Origin of the sequence: Streptomyces sp. LHD-70, from assembly GCF_031157275.1 — a bacterium.
In the GTDB taxonomy this organism is placed as follows: Bacteria; Actinomycetota; Actinomycetes; order Streptomycetales; family Streptomycetaceae; genus Streptomyces.
Genome location: NZ_JAVIFW010000011.1, coordinates 147,193 through 165,987, shown reverse-complemented (window position 1 = coordinate 165,987; position 18,795 = coordinate 147,193). Strand labels below are relative to the sequence as shown.

Genomic DNA, 18,795 nt, shown 5'->3' with positions numbered 1-18,795 from the left:
AGCGCCTGGCAGGCGTTCAGGCCCCTGTAGTGCGGGCGTTCAGGCCCCTGTGGTCGAGCCCGGGCGCACGATCATCAGCACCGTGACCGTCGCCCACAGCACGTTGAAGATCCCCGTGAGCATCGCGAGCCGTGCCGCGCCCGCCCGCCGCGCCTCGGCGGTCGGCGTGCCAGTCACGGGGAGTAGGCGCTCCTGGCCCGGCAGGATCGCGACCAGCAGGAGCGCCGCCGCCGCGGCGGTCAGGACGATCGAGATGAGCAGCCACGGATCGGTGAGCACGCCGAGCTGTGCCCCGGTCGCGAAGCCGAAGACCGGCACCACGACGCCGACGAGTGCGTACGCCCGGCAGATCCGATGGAGCAGCGCCGCCGTGCGCGCCTCCTCCTCCGGGGTCTCCTCGGCGGCGGCCGGGCCTTCCGTGGCCTTCGCGGGGCGGACGTAGCGCGGAAACATCGACGCCGCGACCGTGATCGGCCCGACCGCCAGGATCGCGGCCAGCACGTGCACGGAAAGCAGGAACTTGGTCACCGGAGTGCCCTCCTCGGGTGGCGGGTCGATGGGTAGGCCGCCAATGGATTGGCTGTCGATCTATCAGTAGCACGTCCGCACCTCACTTGGGTAGGCTGCCTAACCATGAAGGCGAGTGCGGTACGCGGGCATCTCGACGGACTCCTACTGTCCGTCCTCGAATCCGGCCCGCTGCACGGGTACGCGGTGATCACCGCCGTCCAGGAACGCAGCAACGGCGTCCTGGAGCTGCGCAAGGGCACCATCTACCCGGCCCTGAACAAGCTGGAGCGGCTCGGACTGCTGCGCAGCGTCTGGGAGTCGGAGGGCGAGCGGCGCAGACGCTGCTACGAACTCACCGACGCCGGCCGCCGCAGCCTCGCGGAGGAGCGGTCGGTGTGGAAGGAGTTCACGACCGCCATCGGCTCCGTGCTGGACCCGGCGTCCGCCCCCGGCCCGAAGCCCGCGACGTGACGGCGACGGCCGAAGGTGCGGCCGCCCCCGCCGAGAACCCCATCGAGGCGCACGTCGCGGACCTGGCCGCGGCCCTGCACGGCCCCGCGCGCGCCAAGTCCCGCATGCTGGCGGAGTTCCGCGAGGGGCTGATCGACGCCGCGCGGGACCTGTCCGACGCGTCGGAAACCGGCCGGGCCGCCGACGTACGCGCCGCGCGGCAGGCCGTCCGGGAGTTCGGCGCCGTCGCCGAACTCGCACCGGACTTCCAGCGTGAACTCACCGTCGCCCAGGCCCGGTTCACCGCCCGTACGGTCATGCTCGTCGCACCGCTGCTGCTCATGTGCTGGTACCTGCTGCGGTGGTGGCCCGGCGCCGGAGGTGCGTCCGCGCCCGGAGCGGCCCGCGTGCTGATCGCGCATCTGGGCGGAGTCGCGGCCGTCACCGCTCTCCTGGCCGCGGCCGCCCTCGTCGCCACCGGCGCGCTCGCGCGGCGGCTGCCCATGCCGCGGCGGCTCCCGCTGACCGTGGCGTGGTCGGGCACGGCTGCGGCTGCGGCGCTGGCCGTCAGCGGGTTGACGCTCGTCGCCGCGTCCGTCCTGGCAAGCAACTGGCCGCTGTGCGCCGCCGCGGGGGGTGTCGTCCTTGTCTTCCACGCCAAGATTGCGGGGGCGGCTCGGGCTTGTCGGGAGTGTGCGCGGGTGTGGGGCTGAGTTTTCAGCCCGTCCGGCGAGGGGCGGGGCGGGGAGGAGCAAACGGCCCCCCGGCCACAGAACCGCAGGTCCGCCCCCAGTAAAGTGCGCCCCTGTCGGCCCTGGCCGAACCCTGACCTCCGACCCCCCGACACCCCGCCCCCCCCGACCCCCGAACCCCGAGGTACCGCCCGCCGTGACGCCCGTACCACCACGACCGACCCCCGCCGTCACCGTCGTCGGGATCGGCGCCGACGGCTGGGACGGGATCACGGACGCCGCCCGCGCGGCCCTGCGGGACGCCGAGGTGATCGTCGGCGGGCCCCGCCAGCTCGACCTGCTGCCCGCGCAGTGCACCGGCGAACACCTCGCCTGGCCCTCGCCGTTGCGCCCCGCCGTCCCCGGACTGCTCGCCGCGCACGCGGGCCGCCGGATCGCCGTACTGGCCAGCGGGGATCCGATGTTCTACGGCATCGGGCGCGCCCTCACCGAAGAGCTCGGCGCGGACGCGCTGCGGGTCCTGCCGCACCCCTCGTCCGTCGCGTACGCCTGCGCCCGGCTCGGCTGGCCGCAGGAGGACGTGGAGGTCGTGACGGTCGTGGGCCGGCCCGTCGCCCGGGTCGCCGCCGCCCTGCACGACGGCCGTCGGCTGCTCGTGCTGAGCGCGGGCGCCGCCACCCCCGGCGAGATCGCCGCACTCCTTCGCGACCGCGGCTTCGGGCCCAGCCGGATGCGCGTCCTCGAACAGCTCGGCGGCCCACGGGAGGACACCGGCGACGCGCTGTCCGCCGACGACTGGCCCGCCGACCGCCTCTGCGACCCGCTCAACATCGTCGCCGTCGACTGCCGCCGCGCCCCGGGCGCACTCCGGATCGGAGCCGTGCCCGGACTCCCGGACGCCGCGTACGAGCACGACGGCCAGCTCACCAAGCGCCACGTACGGGCCGCCACGCTCGCCGCCCTCGCGCCCGCGCCCGGCGAACTCCTGTGGGACGTCGGCGGAGGCTCCGGTTCCATCGCCGTCGAGTGGATGCGCACGCACCCCTCCTGCCGCGCCGTCACCGTCGAACGCGACCCCGTGCGGGCCGAGCGCATCGCCCGCAACGCCGACCGCCTCGGCGTCCCCGCCCTGCGTGTCGTCAGCGGCGCCGCGCCCGCCGCCCTCACCGAACTCCCGCGGCCCGACGCCGTGTTCATCGGAGGCGGCCTCACCGCGCCCGGACTCCTTGAGGTCTGCTGGGACGCGCTGCCCGTCGGCGGGCGGCTCGTCGCCAACACCGTCACCCTCGAATCGGAGGCGCAGCTCGGCGCCGCCCACCGGCGCCTCGGCGGCGAGCTGGTGAAGCTGGCCGTCGCCCACGCCGTGCCGGTCGGCGGCTTCACCGGCTGGCGGCAGGCGATGCCGGTCACCCAGTGGGCCGTACAGAAGACTTCCGCAAGCGATCCCGAGTACGCCGGCCCCGCGTCGGACGACGACCCCGCAGGAGCGACACGATGACCGTCCACTTCATCGGAGCCGGCCCCGGCGCCGCCGACCTGATCACGGTGCGCGGCGCCCGCACGCTCGCCGCCTGCCAGGTCTGTCTGTACGCGGGCAGCCTCGTCCCGCGCGAACTCCTCGCCGAGTGCCCGCCCGACGCCCGCCTCGTCGACACCGCGCAGCTCACCCTCGACGAGATCACCGCCGAGCTGGTCCGCGCCCACGAGCAGGGCCTTGACGTGGCGCGGCTGCACTCCGGCGACCCGTCCGTGTTCAGCGCGGTCGCCGAGCAGATGCGGCGCCTCGACGCGGCCGGAGTGCCGTACGAGGTCGTGCCGGGCGTGCCCGCCTTCGCTGCCGCCGCGGCGTCCCTGAAGCGGGAGTTGACCGTCCCGACCGTCGGCCAGACCGTCATCCTGACCCGCGTCGCGCAGCGCGCCACCGCCATGCCGGACGGCGAGGACCTGGCCACGCTCGGCCGCAGCGGCGCGCTGATCGTGCTGCACCTGGCCGCCGGGCTCGTGGACCGCGTCGTCGACGAACTCCTCCCGCACTACGGCGCCGACTGCCCCACCGCCGTCGTCGCGTACGCGTCCCGCCCCGACGAAGTCGTCCTGCGCGGCCGGCTCGACGAGATCGCCGCCCAGGTCAAGGACGCGGGCATCCAGCGCACCGCCGTGATCATCGTCGGCCGCACCCTCGGCGCCGAGCAGTTCCAGGACAGCCACCTGTACTCGGCGGAACGCGACCGGCACGTCTGCTGACCGCCGCTCCGCGTACCCTCCGGGCCATGGACGAAGAGATCATCCCGATCCTCCGGGTCGCGGACGCGGCACGAGCCGTCGACTGGTACGCGAGGCTCGGCTTCCGGCAGCAGTGGGAGCACCGCTTCGAGTCGGGCTTCCCGGTCTTCACGGAGGTCGCGCGGGGTCCCGTACGGCTGTATCTGTCCGAGCACGAGGGCGACGCCCGGCCGGACACCCTCGTGTATCTGCGCGTACGCGACCTCGACGCCGTGGCCGCGGAGTTCGGCGTACGGCCCGAACAGGCGCCCTGGGGACGGGAGTTGGAGCTGTCCGACCCGGACGGCAACCGGATCCGTGTCGGCACGGCGGGCGACTGAGCCACCCGCCGCCGCCGTTCAGGCCACCGTGCTGCGCCCCACCACGGTCCCGGCCCGGTCGATGCAGATCACGTCGACCGCGACCGGCGCCCCGCGCAGCACCGCCAGCGCCTCGTCCCGCGCCGTCGTGGCCACCAGATCGCCGAGCGGCACCCCGGCCGCTTCGCACAACTGCAGGGCCGCGAGGCCCGTGTTCGCCTCGGCGATCTGCGCGGCGAGCGCCTCGTCCGCGCCGCCCGCGCGGGCGAGTTCGGCGAGGAAGCCCTTGTCGACCTGAGAGCGCGCCGAGTGCAGGTCGAGGTGCCCGGCGGCCAGCTTGGACAGCTTCGCGAAGCCGCCGCAGACGGTCAGCCGGTCCACGGGATGGCGGCGGATGTACTTGAGCACGGCGCCCGCGAAGTCGCCCATGTCGAGCAGCGCGTCCTCGGGCAGCGCGTACTCGCCGAGGACGGTCCTCTCCGACGTCGACCCCGTGCACCCCGCCACATGCGTACGGCCCGCCGCCCGCGCCACATCCACACCGCGCCGGATCGAGTCGATCCACGCCGAGCACGAGTACGGCACCACGACCCCCGTCGTACCGAGGATCGACAGGCCGCCGAGGATGCCGAGCCGCGGGTTCCACGTGGAACGGGCGATCTCCTCGCCGTCGTCCACCGAGACGGTGATCTCCACATCGCCGCTGCCGCCGTGCCGGGCCGCGACCTCGGCGACATGCTCACGCATCAGCTGCCTCGGCACCGGGTTGATCGCGGGCTCGCCCACCGGCAGCGGCAGCCCCGCCAGCGTGATCGTCCCCACCCCGGGCCCCGCCCGGAACACCACCCCGGACCCGGCGGGCAGCAGCCGCACCGTCGCCCGCACCAGCGCGCCGTGCGTCACGTCCGGGTCGTCCCCGGCGTCCTTGACGATCCCCGCCATCGCGTACGCGTCCGTCAACTCCTCGGCGGCGAGCGCGAAGGACGGGGTCTGGCCCTTCGGCAGCGTGATCGTCACCGGGTCGGGGAAGTCCCCGGCCAGCAGCGCCGTGTACGCGGCGGTCGTGGCCGCCGTCGCACAGGCACCGGTCGTCCAGCCGGACCGAAGCCCGGTGTGCGCGAGCTGGGCGCCGCGCCCGCCCTTGGCCGCACCGCCGCCCCGCGCACCGCTCTCCGCACCACCGGACGTATCGTCGACGCCCTGCACGTCACCGCTCATGATCGGACCCGAACTTCCATGCACGTACTGATACTCGGCGGAACCACGGAGGCCCGCCGACTCGCCGAGCTGCTCCACGGCACACCCGGCCTGACGGTGACCAGCTCCCTCGCCGGCCGCGTCGCGAGCCCCCGGCTGCCGCCGGGCGAGGTCCGCATCGGCGGCTTCGGCGGGACCGAAGGGCTGACCGCCTGGCTGCGGGAGCACCGTGTCGACGCGCTCATCGACGCCACCCACCCCTTCGCCGGAACGATCAGTTTCCACGCGGCGCGGGCCGCCGCCACCGCCCATGTTCCCCTGCTCGCGCTGCGCCGTCCCGGCTGGGTCCCCGTCGACGGCGACCACTGGCACGACGCCGCGTCCCTGGAGGCCGCGGCGGCCCTGCTGCCCGGCCTCGGCGAGCGGATCTTCCTCACCACGGGACGCATGGGCCTCGCCGCCTTCGCGGACGCTGCTCTGGACGAGCTGTGGTTCCTCGTACGGTCCGTGGACGCGCCCTCGGGCCCGCGGCCCGCCCGTAGCGAGCTGCTGCTCGAGCGGGGGCCGTTCACGCTGGAGGGGGAGCGGGGGGTGCTGCGGCGGTACGGGATCGATGTGGTCGTCACGAAGGACAGCGGGGGCGAGGCGACTTCACCCAAACTCACGGCTGCCCGTGAGGCGGGTATTCCGGTGGTGGTCGTGCGGCGGCCGCCGGTGCCGGAGGGGGTGCGGGAGGTTGCGTCACCGGAGGAGGCGGTGGAGTGGCTCGGCCACATGAGTTGATCCCCTCCCCGCCCCTTCCCGAAAGCCTGCGGCGCCGTTGTGGCTGGTCGCGCACTTCCCCGCGCCCCTTTCGGGCGGGGAGAAATCAGACTCCCTCGGGATACCTCCGCGGCGTCCACACCACCTGCTCACCGTCCCCCCGACGAACGACCCGCGTCTGGGACGACCCCACAAGCAGCAGCGTCCGCATGTCGACCTCGGACGGGTCCAGGTCGGCCAGCCGCACGATCCGGACCCGCTCGCCCGCACCGCCCACATCCCGTGCCACGACCACCGGAGTGTCCGGAGCCCGATGATCGAGCAGCAGCTCCCGCGCCTTGCCGACCTGCCAAGTACGGCTGCGCGAACCGGGGTTGTAGAGCGCGAGGACCAGATCCGCGGCAGCGGCCGCGCGCAGCCGTTCGGCGATGACCTCCCACGGCTTGAGCCGGTCCGAGAGGGAGATGGTCGCGTAGTCGTGGCCGAGGGGCGCACCCGCGCGTGCCGCGGCCGCGTTGGCGGCGGTCACGCCCGGAAGGACCCGGACCGGCACGTCCGCGTACGCGTCCTGCGAGGCGACCTCCAGGACGGCCGTGGCCATCGCGAAGACGCCCGGGTCACCGCCCGACACCACCGCGACCCGACGCCCCTTGCGGGCCAGGTCGAGGGCGAACTCCGCGCGCTCGGACTCGACCTTGTTGTCCGAACCGTGCCGCAGCTGACCGGGCCGGACCGGCACCCGGTCCAGGTAGGTGGTGTAGCCGACCAGGTCGTCTGCGGCGGCGAGCGCGCCCCGCGACTCCGGTGTCAGCCACAGCGGCCCGGCGGGCCCGGTGCCGACCACCACGACCTCGCCCACCTCCCGCACCGGCCGCTGCACGTCGACCTCGCTCGGCAGCACCGCCACCGAGAAGTACGGCACCGACTCCGCGTCGACCTCCGCGAGCCGCGCGAGGCGCTGACCGGGCATCGTGGCCCGCTCCACGTACCGCGCGGCCTCCAGGCGGCCCGAACTCTCCATCGCCCGGCGGACCTTGGGGAACGTACGGCCCAGCTTCATCACGACCGCGACGTCCGTCGCGGCGAGCCGCGCCGTCAGCTCCTCCTCGGGCAGCGTGCCCGGCAGGATCGTCAGCACCTCCTCGCCCTCGGCGAGCGGGGTGCCGAGCCGGGCCGCGGCGGCGGACACCGACGTGACACCGGGGATCACCTCGGTGTCGAAGCGGTCGGCGAGGCGCTTGTGCATGTGCATGTACGAGCCGTAGAACATCGGGTCGCCCTCGGCGAGGACGGCGACCGTGCGGCCCGCTTCGAGGTGGACGGCGAGCCGCTCGGAGGCCTCCGCGTAGAAGTCCTCCATGGCGCCCTTGTAGCCGCCGGGGTGGTCCGTGGTCTCCGTCGTGACGGGGTAGACCAGGCGCTCCTCGATGTGGTCGGCGCGCAGGTGCTTCTCCGCGATGGACCGCGCGATGGACCGGCCGTGCCGTGCGCTGTGGTACGCGATCACGTCGGCCTCGCCGATGATCTCGACGGCGCGGACGGTCATCAGGGACGGGTCGCCGGGGCCGAGCCCCACGCCGTACAGCTTGCCGCTCATTCTTCCTCGCTCGCGATCGCGTTGAGGGCGGCGGCGGCGATGGCGCTGCCGCCACGACGGCCGCGCACCACCAGGTGCTCCACGCCCGGGAACTCGGCGAGCGCGTCCTTGGACTCGGCCGCGCCGATGAAGCCGACCGGCACACCGATGATCGCGGCGGGCTTCGGGGCGCCCTCCTCGATCATCTCCAGAAGCCGGAACAGCGCGGTCGGCGCGTTGCCGACAGCGACGACGGAGCCCTCCAGACGGTCCCGCCACAGTTCCAGGGCGGCGGCGCTGCGCGTGGTGCCCAGCTTCGCGGCCAGCTCGGGGACGGCCGGGTCGGAGAGCGTGCACAGCACGTCGTTGTCGGCGGGCAGCCGCTTGCGGGTCACACCGCTGGCGACCATCTGCACATCGGTGAAGATCGGCGCCCCGGCACGCAGCGCCGCCCGGGCCCGGGCCACCGCGTCGGGCGTGTACGAGAGGTCCCGTACGAGGTCGGTCATTCCGCAGGCGTGGATCATCCGGACCGCGACCTGGCTGACGTCGGCGGGCAGGCCCGCGAGGTCGGCCTCCGATCGGATCGTGGCGAAGGACTGGCGGTAGATGGACGCCCCGTCCTTCTCGTAGTCGTAGGTGGTGGTCACGGTGTTCTTCTCGCTGCTCTCGGTCGTCATGCGGTTCGATCGGTGAGCGCCACCAGGGCGGTGGCGAGGTGGGAGGGGTCGTCCAGAGGGACGGGTGCGGGTGCGGGTGCGGGTGTGGCGTGTGGTGCGGAGGTGCTCAGCCGGTAGCCGCCCCCGGGGGAGGCGACGACGTCGATCCGCTCGGTCCGTGGATGCCCGCAACGGCGCTCGCAGCCGGACCAGTACAGGGGGAGGTGCGCGCCACCGACCGCGTCGAGCGCGCGGGCCGCGTCCGCCCGCACATCGGCGTGCGACTTGGCGCAGCCGGGCCGGCCGATGCAGGCGCCGACGCGCAGCCAGGGGGAGTCGGGCGAGGTGACGAGCCCGGTGGCGGCGAGCTGCGCGAGCGCGTACGAGGCGGCGGAGGCGTCGAGGCCCGGCGCCGGAACCACCGCTCCGCGCCAGGGAGTCAGCCGCAGCTCCCCGCCGTGCCGCGCGGCGGTCCGCGTCAACGCGTCCCACTGGCGGGCGGAGAGACGACCGAGAGGAATGTGGACGGACAGGGCGTCACCGGATACTCCGGGCGGCGGTCCATCGGTGACGGCGACTTCACGCGCCCGTATCGCGCAGCCGATCCGCGCCGGAGCCAGCGCCTTCGCGAGCGTACGCGTCAACTTCTCGACCGATACGCCCAGTTCGTCCACCCGCCAGGCCCGCGCCGTCGTGCTCCCGGTGCTCCCCGCGCTCTCCTCGGCCGACGTGAGAAACATCTCGGCGGCGATCAGCGCGGACCGGGACACATCGGGCCCGGAGACCTCGACCGCCTCGGTGGACGAGCCGAGGGAGAGCAGCGCGGTGCCACCGGCGACAGCCCGTACCGTCACATCGGCGTCGAGACCGGCCACATCACCGCGGCCGTCGTCGAGCGCGAACAGGAAACGTCCCGACAGGGCGCGCGCCGCGTCACTCGCGCACAGCGCCGCGTCCAGCCCCGTCAACCACGGCCGTACGTCGGCGAAGCCGGTGCCGTCCAGGCCCGACAGGGGAGAGGCGACGACGTTCCTGACCCGCTCGTGCGCGGCGGAGGGCAGCAGCCCCACCGCGTCCAGGACACCGGCGAGTTCACCTCCGCAGCCATCGCGAAGGCCGCGCAGCTGGACGTTTCCGCGCGAGGTCAGATGCAGCTCGCCGTCGCCCAGCTCACGGGCGGCGGCGGCAAGCGCGTCGGCCTGGCGGACGTCGAGCACACCGCCGGGGATCCGGATGCGGGCCAGTGCCCCGTCGTCCGCGGCGTGCAGCCTGAGCGACCCCGGGCAGGCGTCACCGCGGTCCCGTGAGACCGCTGTGGCCTGGGGCGATGGACGGGGGGCTGGCGAGGGCATGGCGGCGAGCATACCTATCGTCATGAAGGCGGAACGCCCCGCCCTTTTGAGCGGACCCTTACTATGCTCTCGGTGGATCTTCGGGTCCGCCGTCGCCACCACGGCGACAGGGGGAGGAAGCCCGGTGCGAATCCGGCGCGGTCCCGCCACTGTGAACCCGTACCGAAGGGGACGGGTGAGCCAGGAACTCCCTTTCCCCGCTTCAGGTTTCTCCCCGGGTCCGCCCCGGGGCCGCCGCCTGCGAGCAGGGAGACCCCACTCCTGACACCACCCGGGGCGCGGACCCCGAGGAAGGCCTCACGCGCATGATCCTGCTCCTGTCGACCTCCGACACCGACCTGCTGAGCGCCCGTGCGGCCGACGGACCGGTCCCGTACCGCTTCGCCAACCCCTCGCGGCTCTCCCTCGACGAGCTGCCCGCGCTCCTCGACGGCGTCGGCCTCGTCGTCGTCCGCCTCCTCGGCGGCATCCGCGCCTGGCAGGACGGGCTCGACCTGCTCCTCGCCGACGGCCGCCCCGTCGTCGTCCTCAGCGGTGAACAGGCCCCGGACGCCCAGCTGATGGCCGCCTCCACGGTGCCGGTCGGCATCGCCGCCGAGGCGCACGCGTACCTCGCGCACGGCGGTCCGGCCAACCTGGAGCAGCTCGCGCGCTTCCTTTCCGACACGGTCCTGCTCACCGGCCACGGCTTCGAGTCGCCCGCCGCCGCGCCGACCTGGGGCCCGCTCGACCGCACCGCGCGCGAGGACATCGAGGGTCCGGCCGTCGCCGTGCTCTACTACCGCGCCCACCACATGAGCGGCAACACCGCCTTCGTCGGCGCCCTCTGCGACGCCATCGAGGAGGCCGGCGGCCGCCCCAAGCCGCTGTACGTGGCCTCGCTCCGCGCCCCCGAGCCCGAACTCGTCGACGAGCTGCGGTCGGTGGACGCCATCGTCACCACCGTCCTCGCCGCCGGCGGCACCAAGCCCGCCGAGGCCTCCGCGGGCGGGGACGACGAGTCCTGGGACGCGGGCGCCCTCACCCAGCTCGACGTACCGATCCTCCAGGCCCTCTGCCTGACCGGTTCGCGCGCCGCCTGGGAGGAGAACGACGAGGGCGTCTCGCCGCTCGACGCCGCCAGCCAGATCGCCGTGCCCGAGTTCGACGGCCGCCTCATCACCGTCCCGTTCTCCTTCAAGGAGATCGACGCCGACGGCCTGCCCGCCTACGTCCCCGACGCCGAGCGCGCCGCCCGCGTCGCCGGAATCGCCGTACGCCACGCGCGACTTCGGCACATCCCGGCCGCCGAGAAGCGCCTCGCCCTCGTCCTCTCCGCGTACCCGACGAAGCACTCCCGCATCGGCAACGCGGTCGGCCTCGACACCCCCGCGAGCGCCGTCGCCCTGCTGCGCCGCCTGCGCGAGGAGGGATACGACTTCGGCGACGCCGAGATCCCGGGACTCGTCTCCGGCGACGGCGACGAGCTGATCCGCGCGCTCATCGAGGCCGGCGGCCACGACCAGGACTGGCTCACCGAGGAGCAGCTGGCCCGCAACCCCGTCCGCATCCCGGCCGCCGACTACCGCCGCTGGTACGCGACGCTGCCCGAGGATCTGCGCACGGCGGTCGAGGAGCACTGGGGCCCGGCGCCCGGCGAGATGTTCGTCGACCGCAGCAGCAACCCGGACGGCGACATCGTGCTCGCCGCCCTCCGCTTCGCCCATCTCCTCATCCTCATCCAGCCCCCGCGCGGCTTCGGCGAGAACCCCATCGCCATCTACCACGACCCGGACCTGCCGCCGTCGCACCACTACCTCGCCGCGTACCGCTGGATCGCCGCCTCGGCCGACGACGGCGGTTTCGGCGCGGACGCGATGATCCACCTCGGCAAGCACGGCAACCTGGAGTGGCTGCCCGGCAAGAACGCCGGTCTCTCCGCCGCCTGCGGCCCCGACGCCGCCCTCGGCGACATCCCGCTCATCTACCCGTTCCTGGTCAACGACCCGGGCGAGGGCACCCAGGCCAAGCGCCGCGTGCACGCCACCCTCATCGACCACCTCGTCCCGCCGATGGCCCGCGCCGACTCCTACGGCGACATCGCGCGCCTGGAGCAACTCCTCGACGAGTACGCCCAGATCAGCTCGATGGACCCGGCCAAGCTGCCCGCCATCCGCGCCCAGATCTGGACCCTCATCCAGGCCGCCAAGCTCGACCACGACCTGGGGCTGCAGGACCGCCCCGACGACGACGGCTTCGACGACTTCCTGCTGCACGTCGACGGCTGGCTCTGCGAGGTCAAGGACGCCCAGATCCGCGACGGGCTGCACGTCCTCGGCAACCCGCCCGCCGGCGCCGACCGCGTCAACCTCGTCCTCGCCATCCTCCGCGCCCGCCAGATCTGGGGCGGTACGACGGCCCTGCCCGGCCTGCGCGAAGCCCTCGGCCTCGACGAGTCCGCCGCCACCCGCACCACCGCCGACGAGGCCGAGGACAAGGCCCGCGCGCTCGTGCAGGCCATGGACGACGCCGACTGGGACCTGGCCGCGGTGCCCACGGACCAGGGTGAACAGGTCGCCGCCATCCTGGAGTTCGCCGCCCGCGAGGTCGTCCCGCGCCTCGCCGCCACCACCGCCGAGCTCGACCACGCCCTGCACGCCCTGAACGGCGGCTTCGTCCCGGCGGGCCCGTCCGGCTCGCCGCTGCGCGGCCTCGTCAACGTCCTGCCGACGGGCCGCAACTTCTACTCGGTCGACCCGAAGGCCGTCCCGTCCCGCCTCGCGTGGGAGACGGGCCAGGCCCTCGCGGACTCGCTGATTCAGCGCTACAAGGACGACCACGGCGAGTACCCCGTCTCCGTCGGCCTCTCCCTCTGGGGCACGAGCGCGATGCGCACCGCGGGCGACGACGTGGCGGAGGCACTGGCCCTGCTCGGCGTCCGCCCCGTCTGGGACGACGCGTCCCGCCGCGTGACCGGCCTGGAGCCCGTCCCCGCCGAGGAGTTGGGCCGCCCTCGCATCGACGTGACGCTGCGCATCTCCGGCTTCTTCCGGGACGCGTTCCCGCACACGATCGGCCTGCTTGACGACGCCGTACGTCTCGCCGCGTCCCTGGACGAACCGGCCTCCGTCAACCACGTACGCGCCCACGTCCAGGCGGACCTGGCCGAACACGGCGACGAACGCCGCGCCACCACCCGCATCTTCGGCTCACGCCCCGGCACGTACGGCGCGGGCATCCTCCAGCTGATCGACTCCCGCGACTGGCGCACCGACGCCGACCTCGCCGAGGTCTACTCGGTCTGGGGCGGCTACGCGTACGGCCGTGAGCTGGACGGCTGCCCGGCGCGCGAGCAGATGGAGACGGCGTACAAGCGCATCGCCGTCGCCGCGAAGAACACGGACACCCGCGAGCACGACATCGCCGACTCCGACGACTACTTCCAGTACCACGGCGGCATGGTCGCCACGGTCCGCGCCCTGCGCGGCACGGCCCCCGAGGCGTACATCGGCGACTCGACCCGCCCCGAGACGGTCCGCACCCGCACGCTCGTCGAGGAGACCTCACGCGTCTTCCGCGCCCGCGTCGTCAACCCCAAGTGGATCGAGGCGATGCGCCGCCACGGCTACAAGGGCGCGTTCGAGCTGGCGGCGACGGTCGACTACCTCTTCGGCTACGACGCCACGACCGGCGTGATCGCCGACTGGATGTACGACAAGCTCACCGAGACGTACGTCCTCGACCCGGTCAACCGCGAGTTCCTCCAGGAGGCCAACCCCTGGGCCCTGCACGGCATCGCGGAGCGGCTGTTGGAAGCCGAGTCCCGAGGCATGTGGGAAAAGCCGGACCCGGCGGTCATCGAGGCCCTGCGCCAGGCGTACCTGGAGACGGAGGGCGACTTGGAGGGCGGCGAGGACTGAGCCCTGCACGCCGTGCCGGACGGGGCTGATCTTTCAGCCCCTCCGGCGCTTGAGGAGGCCCGCCCGGCGAGGCCACGCGGCATCAGCCGCATATCCGACGCTGCGGGAAGGGGCGGGGCGGGGAGGGGGGAGAACACCAGCTCGTCCGAGAAGTCGCTGCCGGGCGGTGACGGCGCCCGGCCGGGCCGCTCAGGCCTTCGCGCACCCTGGGCACAGCCCCCGGTACGTGACCTCGGCGTCGGAGACCGAGAAACCGAACCGCTCCGAGACCGGCAGGTCGGACAGCGGATCGCCGCCGGGGTGCACGTCCCGGATCGCGCCGCAGCCCGAGCACACCAGGTGCTGATGCGGCTGGTGCGCGTTCGGGTCGTACCGCTTCGCGCGCCCGTCCGTCGCCACCTCGATCACTTCGCCCAGTGACACCAGCTCACCGAGCGTGTTGTAGACCGTCGCCCGCGAGATCTCCGGCAGCCGGTCCGTCGCCCGTGCGAGCACCTCGTCGGCGGTCAGATGCACATGCTCGCCGTCCAGTACTTCGGCCACCACACGGCGCTGCGCGGTCATTCTCCAGCCCCTCCCGCGAAGCCGTCCCAGCAGGTCACTCATCCCCACCCCACCTAACTGTGCGTATGCGTGCGTCGAACACCGCATGAACGCGTACCCGGAACCTATACGGGAATGCGTACGGGTCTGTCTGTCGTATTGACTTGGACTTCGTCCATCGTAGGATCGACACCAGCGACAGCCAAGGGAGGGGACAGGAGAGTTCGGGGGCTGCGCCCCTGGCCCCGTCCCATCCCACCGCCGCCCAGTTCCATAAGCGTGATCCGCATAGTCACAGTGCAGAGGGATTCCCATGACTGAGAACCACGACGCGATCGTCACAGACCCGAAGGCGGAGGAGGCGGGTGGCTGCCCCGTCGCGCACGGGCGCGCGCCGCACCCGACACAGGGCGGGGGCAACCGCCAGTGGTGGCCGGACCGGCTGAACCTGAAGATCCTCGCCAAGAACCCGGCGGTGGCCAACCCGCTGGGCGAGGAGTTCGACTACACCGAGGCGTTCAACTCCCTCGACCTCCCGGCGGTCAAGCGGGACATCGCGGAGGTGCTCACCACCTCCCAGGACTGGTGGCCCGCCGACTTCGGCAACTACGGCCCCCTGATGATCCGCATGGCCTGGCACAGCGCCGGCACGTACCGCATCAGCGACGGCCGCGGCGGCGCGGGCGCCGGTCAGCAGCGCTTCGCCCCGCTCAACAGCTGGCCGGACAACGCCAGCCTCGACAAGGCCCGCCGCCTGCTGTGGCCCGTCAAGAAGAAGTACGGCAAGAACATCTCCTGGGCCGACCTCATGGTCCTCACCGGCAACGTCGCCCTGGAGACCATGGGCTTCAAGACCTTCGGCTTCGCCGGCGGCCGCGAGGACGTGTGGGAGCCCGAGGAGGACGTGTACTGGGGCCCCGAGACCGAGTGGCTCGGCGACAAGCGCTACAGCGGCGACCGCGAGCTGGAGAACCCGCTCGGCGCCGTCCAGATGGGCCTCATCTACGTCAACCCGGAGGGCCCCAACGGCAACCCGGACCCGATCGCCGCGGCCCGCGACATCCGTGAGACCTTCCGCCGCATGGCGATGAACGACGAGGAGACCGTCGCCCTCATCGCCGGTGGCCACACCTTCGGCAAGACCCACGGCGCCGGCCCGGCCGACAGCGTCGCCGAGGACCCCGAGGCCGCGCCGATGGAGCAGCTCGGCCTCGGCTGGAAGAGCTCGTACAACACCGGCGTCGGCAAGGACGCGATCACCTCCGGCCTGGAGGTCACCTGGACCACCACGCCGACCCAGTGGGGCAACGGCTTCTTCAAGAACCTCTTCGAGTACGAGTACGAGCTGACGCAGAGCCCGGCCGGCGCCAACCAGTGGGTGGCGAAGAACGCCGAGGCGATCATCCCGGACGCGTACGACGAGTCGAAGAAGCACCTGCCCACGATGCTCACGACCGACCTGTCGCTGCGCCTCGACCCGATCTACGAGCCCATCTCGCGCCGGTTCTACGAGAACCCGGAGGAGTTCGCGGACGCCTTCGCCCGCGCCTGGTACAAGCTGACGCACCGTGACATGGGCCCGGTCGTCCGCTACCTCGGCCCGGAGGTCCCCTCCGAGGAGCTGCTCTGGCAGGACCCGCTGCCCGCCCGCGAGGGTGCGCTGATCGACGCCGCGGACATCGCCTCCCTCAAGGAGCAGATCCTCGGCTCGGACCTGACCGTCTCCCAGCTGGTCTCGGCCGCCTGGGCCTCGGCCTCCTCGTTCCGCGGCAGCGACAAGCGCGGCGGCGCCAACGGCGCCCGTATCCGCCTGGAGCCGCAGCGCAGCTGGGAGGTCAACAACCCGGACGACCTCGCGCACGTCCTGCGCACCCTCGAGGGCATCCAGGAGTCCTTCAACTCCTCGGCCACCGGCGGCAAGAAGGTCTCGCTCGCCGACCTGATCGTGCTCGCGGGCACGGCGGCCGTCGAGCAGGCCGCCAAGGACGGCGGCGTCCAGGTCGAGGTCGGCTTCACGCCGGGCCGTGTGGACGCCGCGCAGGAGCAGACGGACGTCGAGTCGTTCGCCGCGCTCGAGCCGTCCGCCGACGGCTTCCGCAACTTCGTCGGCAAGGGCAACCGCCTCCCCGCCGAGTACCTGCTGCTCGACAAGGGCAACCTGCTCACCCTGAGCGCCCCCGAGCTGACCGTCCTCGTCGGCGGCCTGCGCGTCCTGGGCGCCAACGCCGGCTCCAAGCACGGTGTCCTCACGGACAACCCGGGCACGCTGACGAACGACTTCTTCGTCAACCTGCTCGACCTGGACACCACCTGGAAGTCCACGTCCGAGGCCCAGGACCAGTTCGAGGCCCGCGACGCCTCCGGCGCCGTCAAGTGGACCGGCACCCGCGCCGACCTCGTCTTCGGCTCCAACTCCGAGCTGCGCGCCGTCGCCGAGGTGTACGCGAGCGACGACGCGAAGCAGAAGTTCGTCAAGGACTTCGCCGCGGCCTGGACGAAGGTCATGGAGCTGGACCGGTTCGATCTGGTCTGAGGTTTCTCGGCACCGAGGTCGCTGAGGCCCCTTACGGGGTCGTGACCTGACGAAGTGGCGGTGGCCCGCCCGGCGTTGAGCCGGGCGGGCCACCGTCTGTATGTGCGCCGCTCACGCCCTCAGCAGCCGGGCGATTTCGTTCTGGCCCTTCTCCTCGGCGTGCTCCAGGGCCGTCCTGCCGGACTTGTCCTCGATGGAGGGGTCGGCGCCCGCGTCCAGGAGGAGCCGCACGGACTCCTGGTGCGCCTCGCCGCCGTTGCCGAGGATCACGGCTTCGAGCAGGGCGGTCCAGCCGAGGTTGTTGATGTGGTCGACGTCCACATCTATGTCCGGGTTGGTGGTGACCTCGCGGATGTAGTCGACATGACCGCGTTCGCCGGCCGGGATCAGCGAGGTGCCGCCGTACCGGTTGAGGATGCCGTAGTCCGGGTCGGCCTTCGCCAGGACGCGGGCCATCTCGGCGCTGCCCGTCACGCCGGTGACCAGCCACGGGGTGTCGTGCTGGTGGTCGAGCGCGTCCGGGTCGACCCCGGCCTCGACGAGGATCTCGGCGGCCTCGACGTGGTCGCCGGTGGCGGCGAGGAGCAGGGGAGTGCGGCGGCTGTCGTCGCGCGTCTCCAGGTCGGCGCCCCGGTCGATGGCCTCGCGTACGGCATCGGCGTCCCCGGAACGCGCCGCTGCCAGCAGGTCGCGGCTCGCGGCGGGGTCCTTCGCGGGCGTCTTCTCGGCGGCGGGCGAGGAGGCCTCGGGTTTGGCCTCGGGGGAGGCGGGCCTGGAGGCGCTGGACGACTTCGCGGGCCGCTCGGCCGCGTCCGACTCGCGCTCCGCGCTGCACGCGGTCGCGAGCACGGCGGCGCCGGCGAGCGCGGCGAACAGGAGGGTGGTACGTCGTGCGGAGGCCATGGCGCATCTCTTTCGGGTACGGGTACGGGGGCGGGGGCGCGAGGGTACGCGGGCGGGGTGCGTGGGTCCGTACCGTCCATGCTCGTTCCGCATCCGGGACCGGCCGTCGCTGAACCGGCTGGAGATCACCGGGCGTTGGGACGACCCGTGGGTCATCCGATCGGTTGATGCGCGGCCCCGCCCCGGGGCCAGGGCTCCCGCCGTCCCGCTCGGCCCGCGCGAGGACCAGGATTCCGGTGAGCAGCAGGGCTGTTCCCGCGGCGGCGGCGAGGGCCAGCCGCTCGTCGAAGAGGAGTACGCCGGGCGCGGGCGGCGAGCGGCTCCAGGAGCATCGGGGTCGACATGGTGGCGGCCCGCACCACGGAAGCGGCAGTGAAGAACAGCGCGTACGCCAACGCCGAGGGCACCGCCGTGCGCTGATGGAGCGCGGTCGCCGCCGCCCCGGCACTGCCGGTGCGTTGTCAGTGGTGCGCCTTACGGTGGAGCGCATGACGGGGATCGCATACGTACGGGGGGACGCCACCGCGCCGCACGGCAAGGGCGTCAAGCTGATCGCACATGTCTGCAACGACCTGGGCGGCTGGGGCAAGGGCTTCGTGCTGGCCGTGTCCCGCCGCTGGCCGGGCGGCCTACAGACGCTGGCACCGCGAGCGCGCGGGCAACGAATTCGGCCTGGGCGCTGCCCAGTTCATCCAGGTCGAGACGTACGTGTGGGTGGCGAACATGGTCGGCCAGCGCGGCATCCGCACCGGAAGCAAGGGCGTGCCCGTGCGGTACGAGGCCATCGACGCGGCGCTGGGACTCGTCGCCGACAAGGCCCTGGAACTCGGCGCATCGGTCCACTTGCCGAGGATCGGCTGCGGCCTCGCGGGCGGGAAGTGGTCCCGGATCGAACCGCTGATCATGGAACGTCTCGTTGCGCGGGGGATATCGGTGACCGTGTACGACCACGACGGGTAGCCGAGGCCGAGACGCCGAAGAGCTGCGGATCTCCCGACCCACGTTGACCCGCCGCTGCCGGTCCGCCGCGTGACCCTGCTCCGCCCGCCATACGGAGGTTCCTACGGAACTGGCAGCGAAATTTCGGCGGGATTCCGGTGGTATACCAAACTCGTGAGGTCCGGACCTGATGAGAGA

Annotated in this window: 15 protein-coding genes, 1 pseudogene and 1 riboswitch; of the genes and pseudogenes, 9 read left to right on the top strand and 7 right to left on the bottom strand. The window is 72.9% G+C overall.

The window, feature by feature from the left end; translation table 11 throughout:
• Nucleotides 1-39: 39 nt before the first annotated feature.
• Entirely contained in the window at nt 40-528 is a 489-nt protein-coding gene (locus RCO28_RS22885) for a hypothetical protein (protein WP_308943071.1), read from the bottom strand.
• Nucleotides 529-633: 105 nt separating this feature from the next.
• Between RCO28_RS22885 and RCO28_RS22880 the strand changes: the two genes are divergently transcribed.
• The 5 genes from RCO28_RS22880 to RCO28_RS22860 all read left to right on the top strand — a co-directional run bounded on the left by RCO28_RS22880 (nt 634) and on the right by RCO28_RS22860 (nt 4,255).
• Nucleotides 634-981: a helix-turn-helix transcriptional regulator gene (locus RCO28_RS22880; protein ID WP_282533678.1), complete on the top strand. Its 348-nt coding sequence runs from the start codon at nt 634-636 to the stop codon at nt 979-981.
• On the top strand, nt 978-1,673 hold the full coding sequence (locus tag RCO28_RS22875; protein ID WP_308943070.1) for a hypothetical protein: 696 nt from the start codon (nt 978-980) through the stop codon (nt 1,671-1,673). Before RCO28_RS22880 ends, RCO28_RS22875 begins: the two co-directional genes overlap by 4 nt.
• Nucleotides 1,674-1,848: 175 nt before the next feature.
• Complete coding sequence (gene cbiE, locus RCO28_RS22870) at nt 1,849-3,150, top strand: precorrin-6y C5,15-methyltransferase (decarboxylating) subunit CbiE (RefSeq protein ID WP_308943069.1); 1,302 nt, start codon at nt 1,849-1,851, stop codon at nt 3,148-3,150.
• Entirely contained in the window at nt 3,147-3,896 is a 750-nt protein-coding gene (gene cobM / locus RCO28_RS22865) for a precorrin-4 C(11)-methyltransferase (RefSeq protein ID WP_308943068.1), read from the top strand. Before cbiE ends, cobM begins: the two co-directional genes overlap by 4 nt.
• Nucleotides 3,897-3,922: 26 nt before the next feature.
• The gene (locus RCO28_RS22860) at nt 3,923-4,255 is read left to right on the top strand and encodes a glyoxalase superfamily protein (protein ID WP_308943067.1); all 333 of its coding nucleotides are present in this window, start codon (nt 3,923-3,925) and stop codon (nt 4,253-4,255) included.
• A gap of 18 nt (nt 4,256-4,273) precedes the next feature.
• On the opposite strand, the gene RCO28_RS22855 is transcribed toward RCO28_RS22860, so the two are convergent.
• On the bottom strand, nt 4,274-5,452 hold the full coding sequence (locus RCO28_RS22855; RefSeq protein WP_308943066.1) for a cobalt-precorrin-5B (C(1))-methyltransferase: 1,179 nt from the start codon (nt 5,450-5,452) through the stop codon (nt 4,274-4,276).
• Nucleotides 5,453-5,470: 18 nt separating this feature from the next.
• Here RCO28_RS22855 and RCO28_RS22850 point away from each other — a divergent pair, with 18 nt between their 5' ends.
• Nucleotides 5,471-6,214 (top strand): cobalt-precorrin-6A reductase, encoded by a 744-nt coding sequence (locus tag RCO28_RS22850; RefSeq protein ID WP_308943065.1) that lies wholly within the window; start codon nt 5,471-5,473, stop codon nt 6,212-6,214.
• 85 nt (nt 6,215-6,299) lie between these two features.
• Here RCO28_RS22850 and RCO28_RS22845 read toward each other — a convergent pair whose 3' ends face one another.
• Genes RCO28_RS22845 through cobG form a run of 3 tightly spaced genes read right to left on the bottom strand, consistent with a single transcriptional unit; the run spans nt 6,300 to nt 9,804 of the window.
• The gene (locus RCO28_RS22845) at nt 6,300-7,790 is read right to left on the bottom strand and encodes a precorrin-2 C(20)-methyltransferase (RefSeq protein ID WP_308943064.1); all 1,491 of its coding nucleotides are present in this window, start codon (nt 7,788-7,790) and stop codon (nt 6,300-6,302) included.
• Nucleotides 7,787-8,449, bottom strand: a complete 663-nt coding sequence (locus tag RCO28_RS22840; RefSeq protein ID WP_308943063.1) for a precorrin-8X methylmutase — start codon at nt 8,447-8,449, stop codon at nt 7,787-7,789. Before RCO28_RS22840 ends, RCO28_RS22845 begins: the two co-directional genes overlap by 4 nt.
• A complete protein-coding gene (gene cobG / locus RCO28_RS22835) occupies nt 8,446-9,804 on the bottom strand; it encodes a precorrin-3B synthase (RefSeq protein WP_374991223.1) in 1,359 nt (452 codons plus the stop codon). Before cobG ends, RCO28_RS22840 begins: the two co-directional genes overlap by 4 nt.
• Before the next feature lie 40 nt (nt 9,805-9,844).
• Nucleotides 9,845-9,991, top strand: a riboswitch (cobalamin riboswitch).
• 94 nt (nt 9,992-10,085) lie between these two features.
• Here cobG and cobN point away from each other — a divergent pair.
• Nucleotides 10,086-13,679 carry a cobaltochelatase subunit CobN gene (cobN, locus tag RCO28_RS22830; RefSeq protein ID WP_308943062.1) on the top strand — a complete coding sequence of 1,198 codons (3,594 nt, stop codon included), beginning with the start codon at nt 10,086-10,088 and terminating at the stop codon, nt 13,677-13,679.
• 189 nt (nt 13,680-13,868) lie between these two features.
• On the opposite strand, the gene RCO28_RS22825 is transcribed toward cobN, so the two are convergent.
• The gene (locus tag RCO28_RS22825) at nt 13,869-14,285 is read right to left on the bottom strand and encodes a transcriptional repressor (RefSeq protein WP_308943061.1); all 417 of its coding nucleotides are present in this window, start codon (nt 14,283-14,285) and stop codon (nt 13,869-13,871) included.
• A 250-nt stretch (nt 14,286-14,535) separates the two neighbouring features.
• Here RCO28_RS22825 and katG point away from each other — a divergent pair, with 250 nt between their 5' ends.
• Entirely contained in the window at nt 14,536-16,755 is a 2,220-nt protein-coding gene (gene katG / locus RCO28_RS22820) for a catalase/peroxidase HPI (RefSeq protein WP_308943060.1), read from the top strand.
• A 111-nt stretch (nt 16,756-16,866) separates the two neighbouring features.
• Here katG and RCO28_RS22815 read toward each other — a convergent pair whose 3' ends face one another.
• Nucleotides 16,867-17,442 (bottom strand): ankyrin repeat domain-containing protein, encoded by a 576-nt coding sequence (locus RCO28_RS22815; protein WP_308943195.1) that lies wholly within the window; start codon nt 17,440-17,442, stop codon nt 16,867-16,869.
• A gap of 704 nt (nt 17,443-18,146) precedes the next feature.
• Here RCO28_RS22815 and RCO28_RS22810 point away from each other — a divergent pair.
• Nucleotides 18,147-18,618: pseudogene (locus RCO28_RS22810) on the top strand (Appr-1-p processing protein).
• The last annotated feature ends 177 nt before the right edge of the window (nt 18,619-18,795 follow it).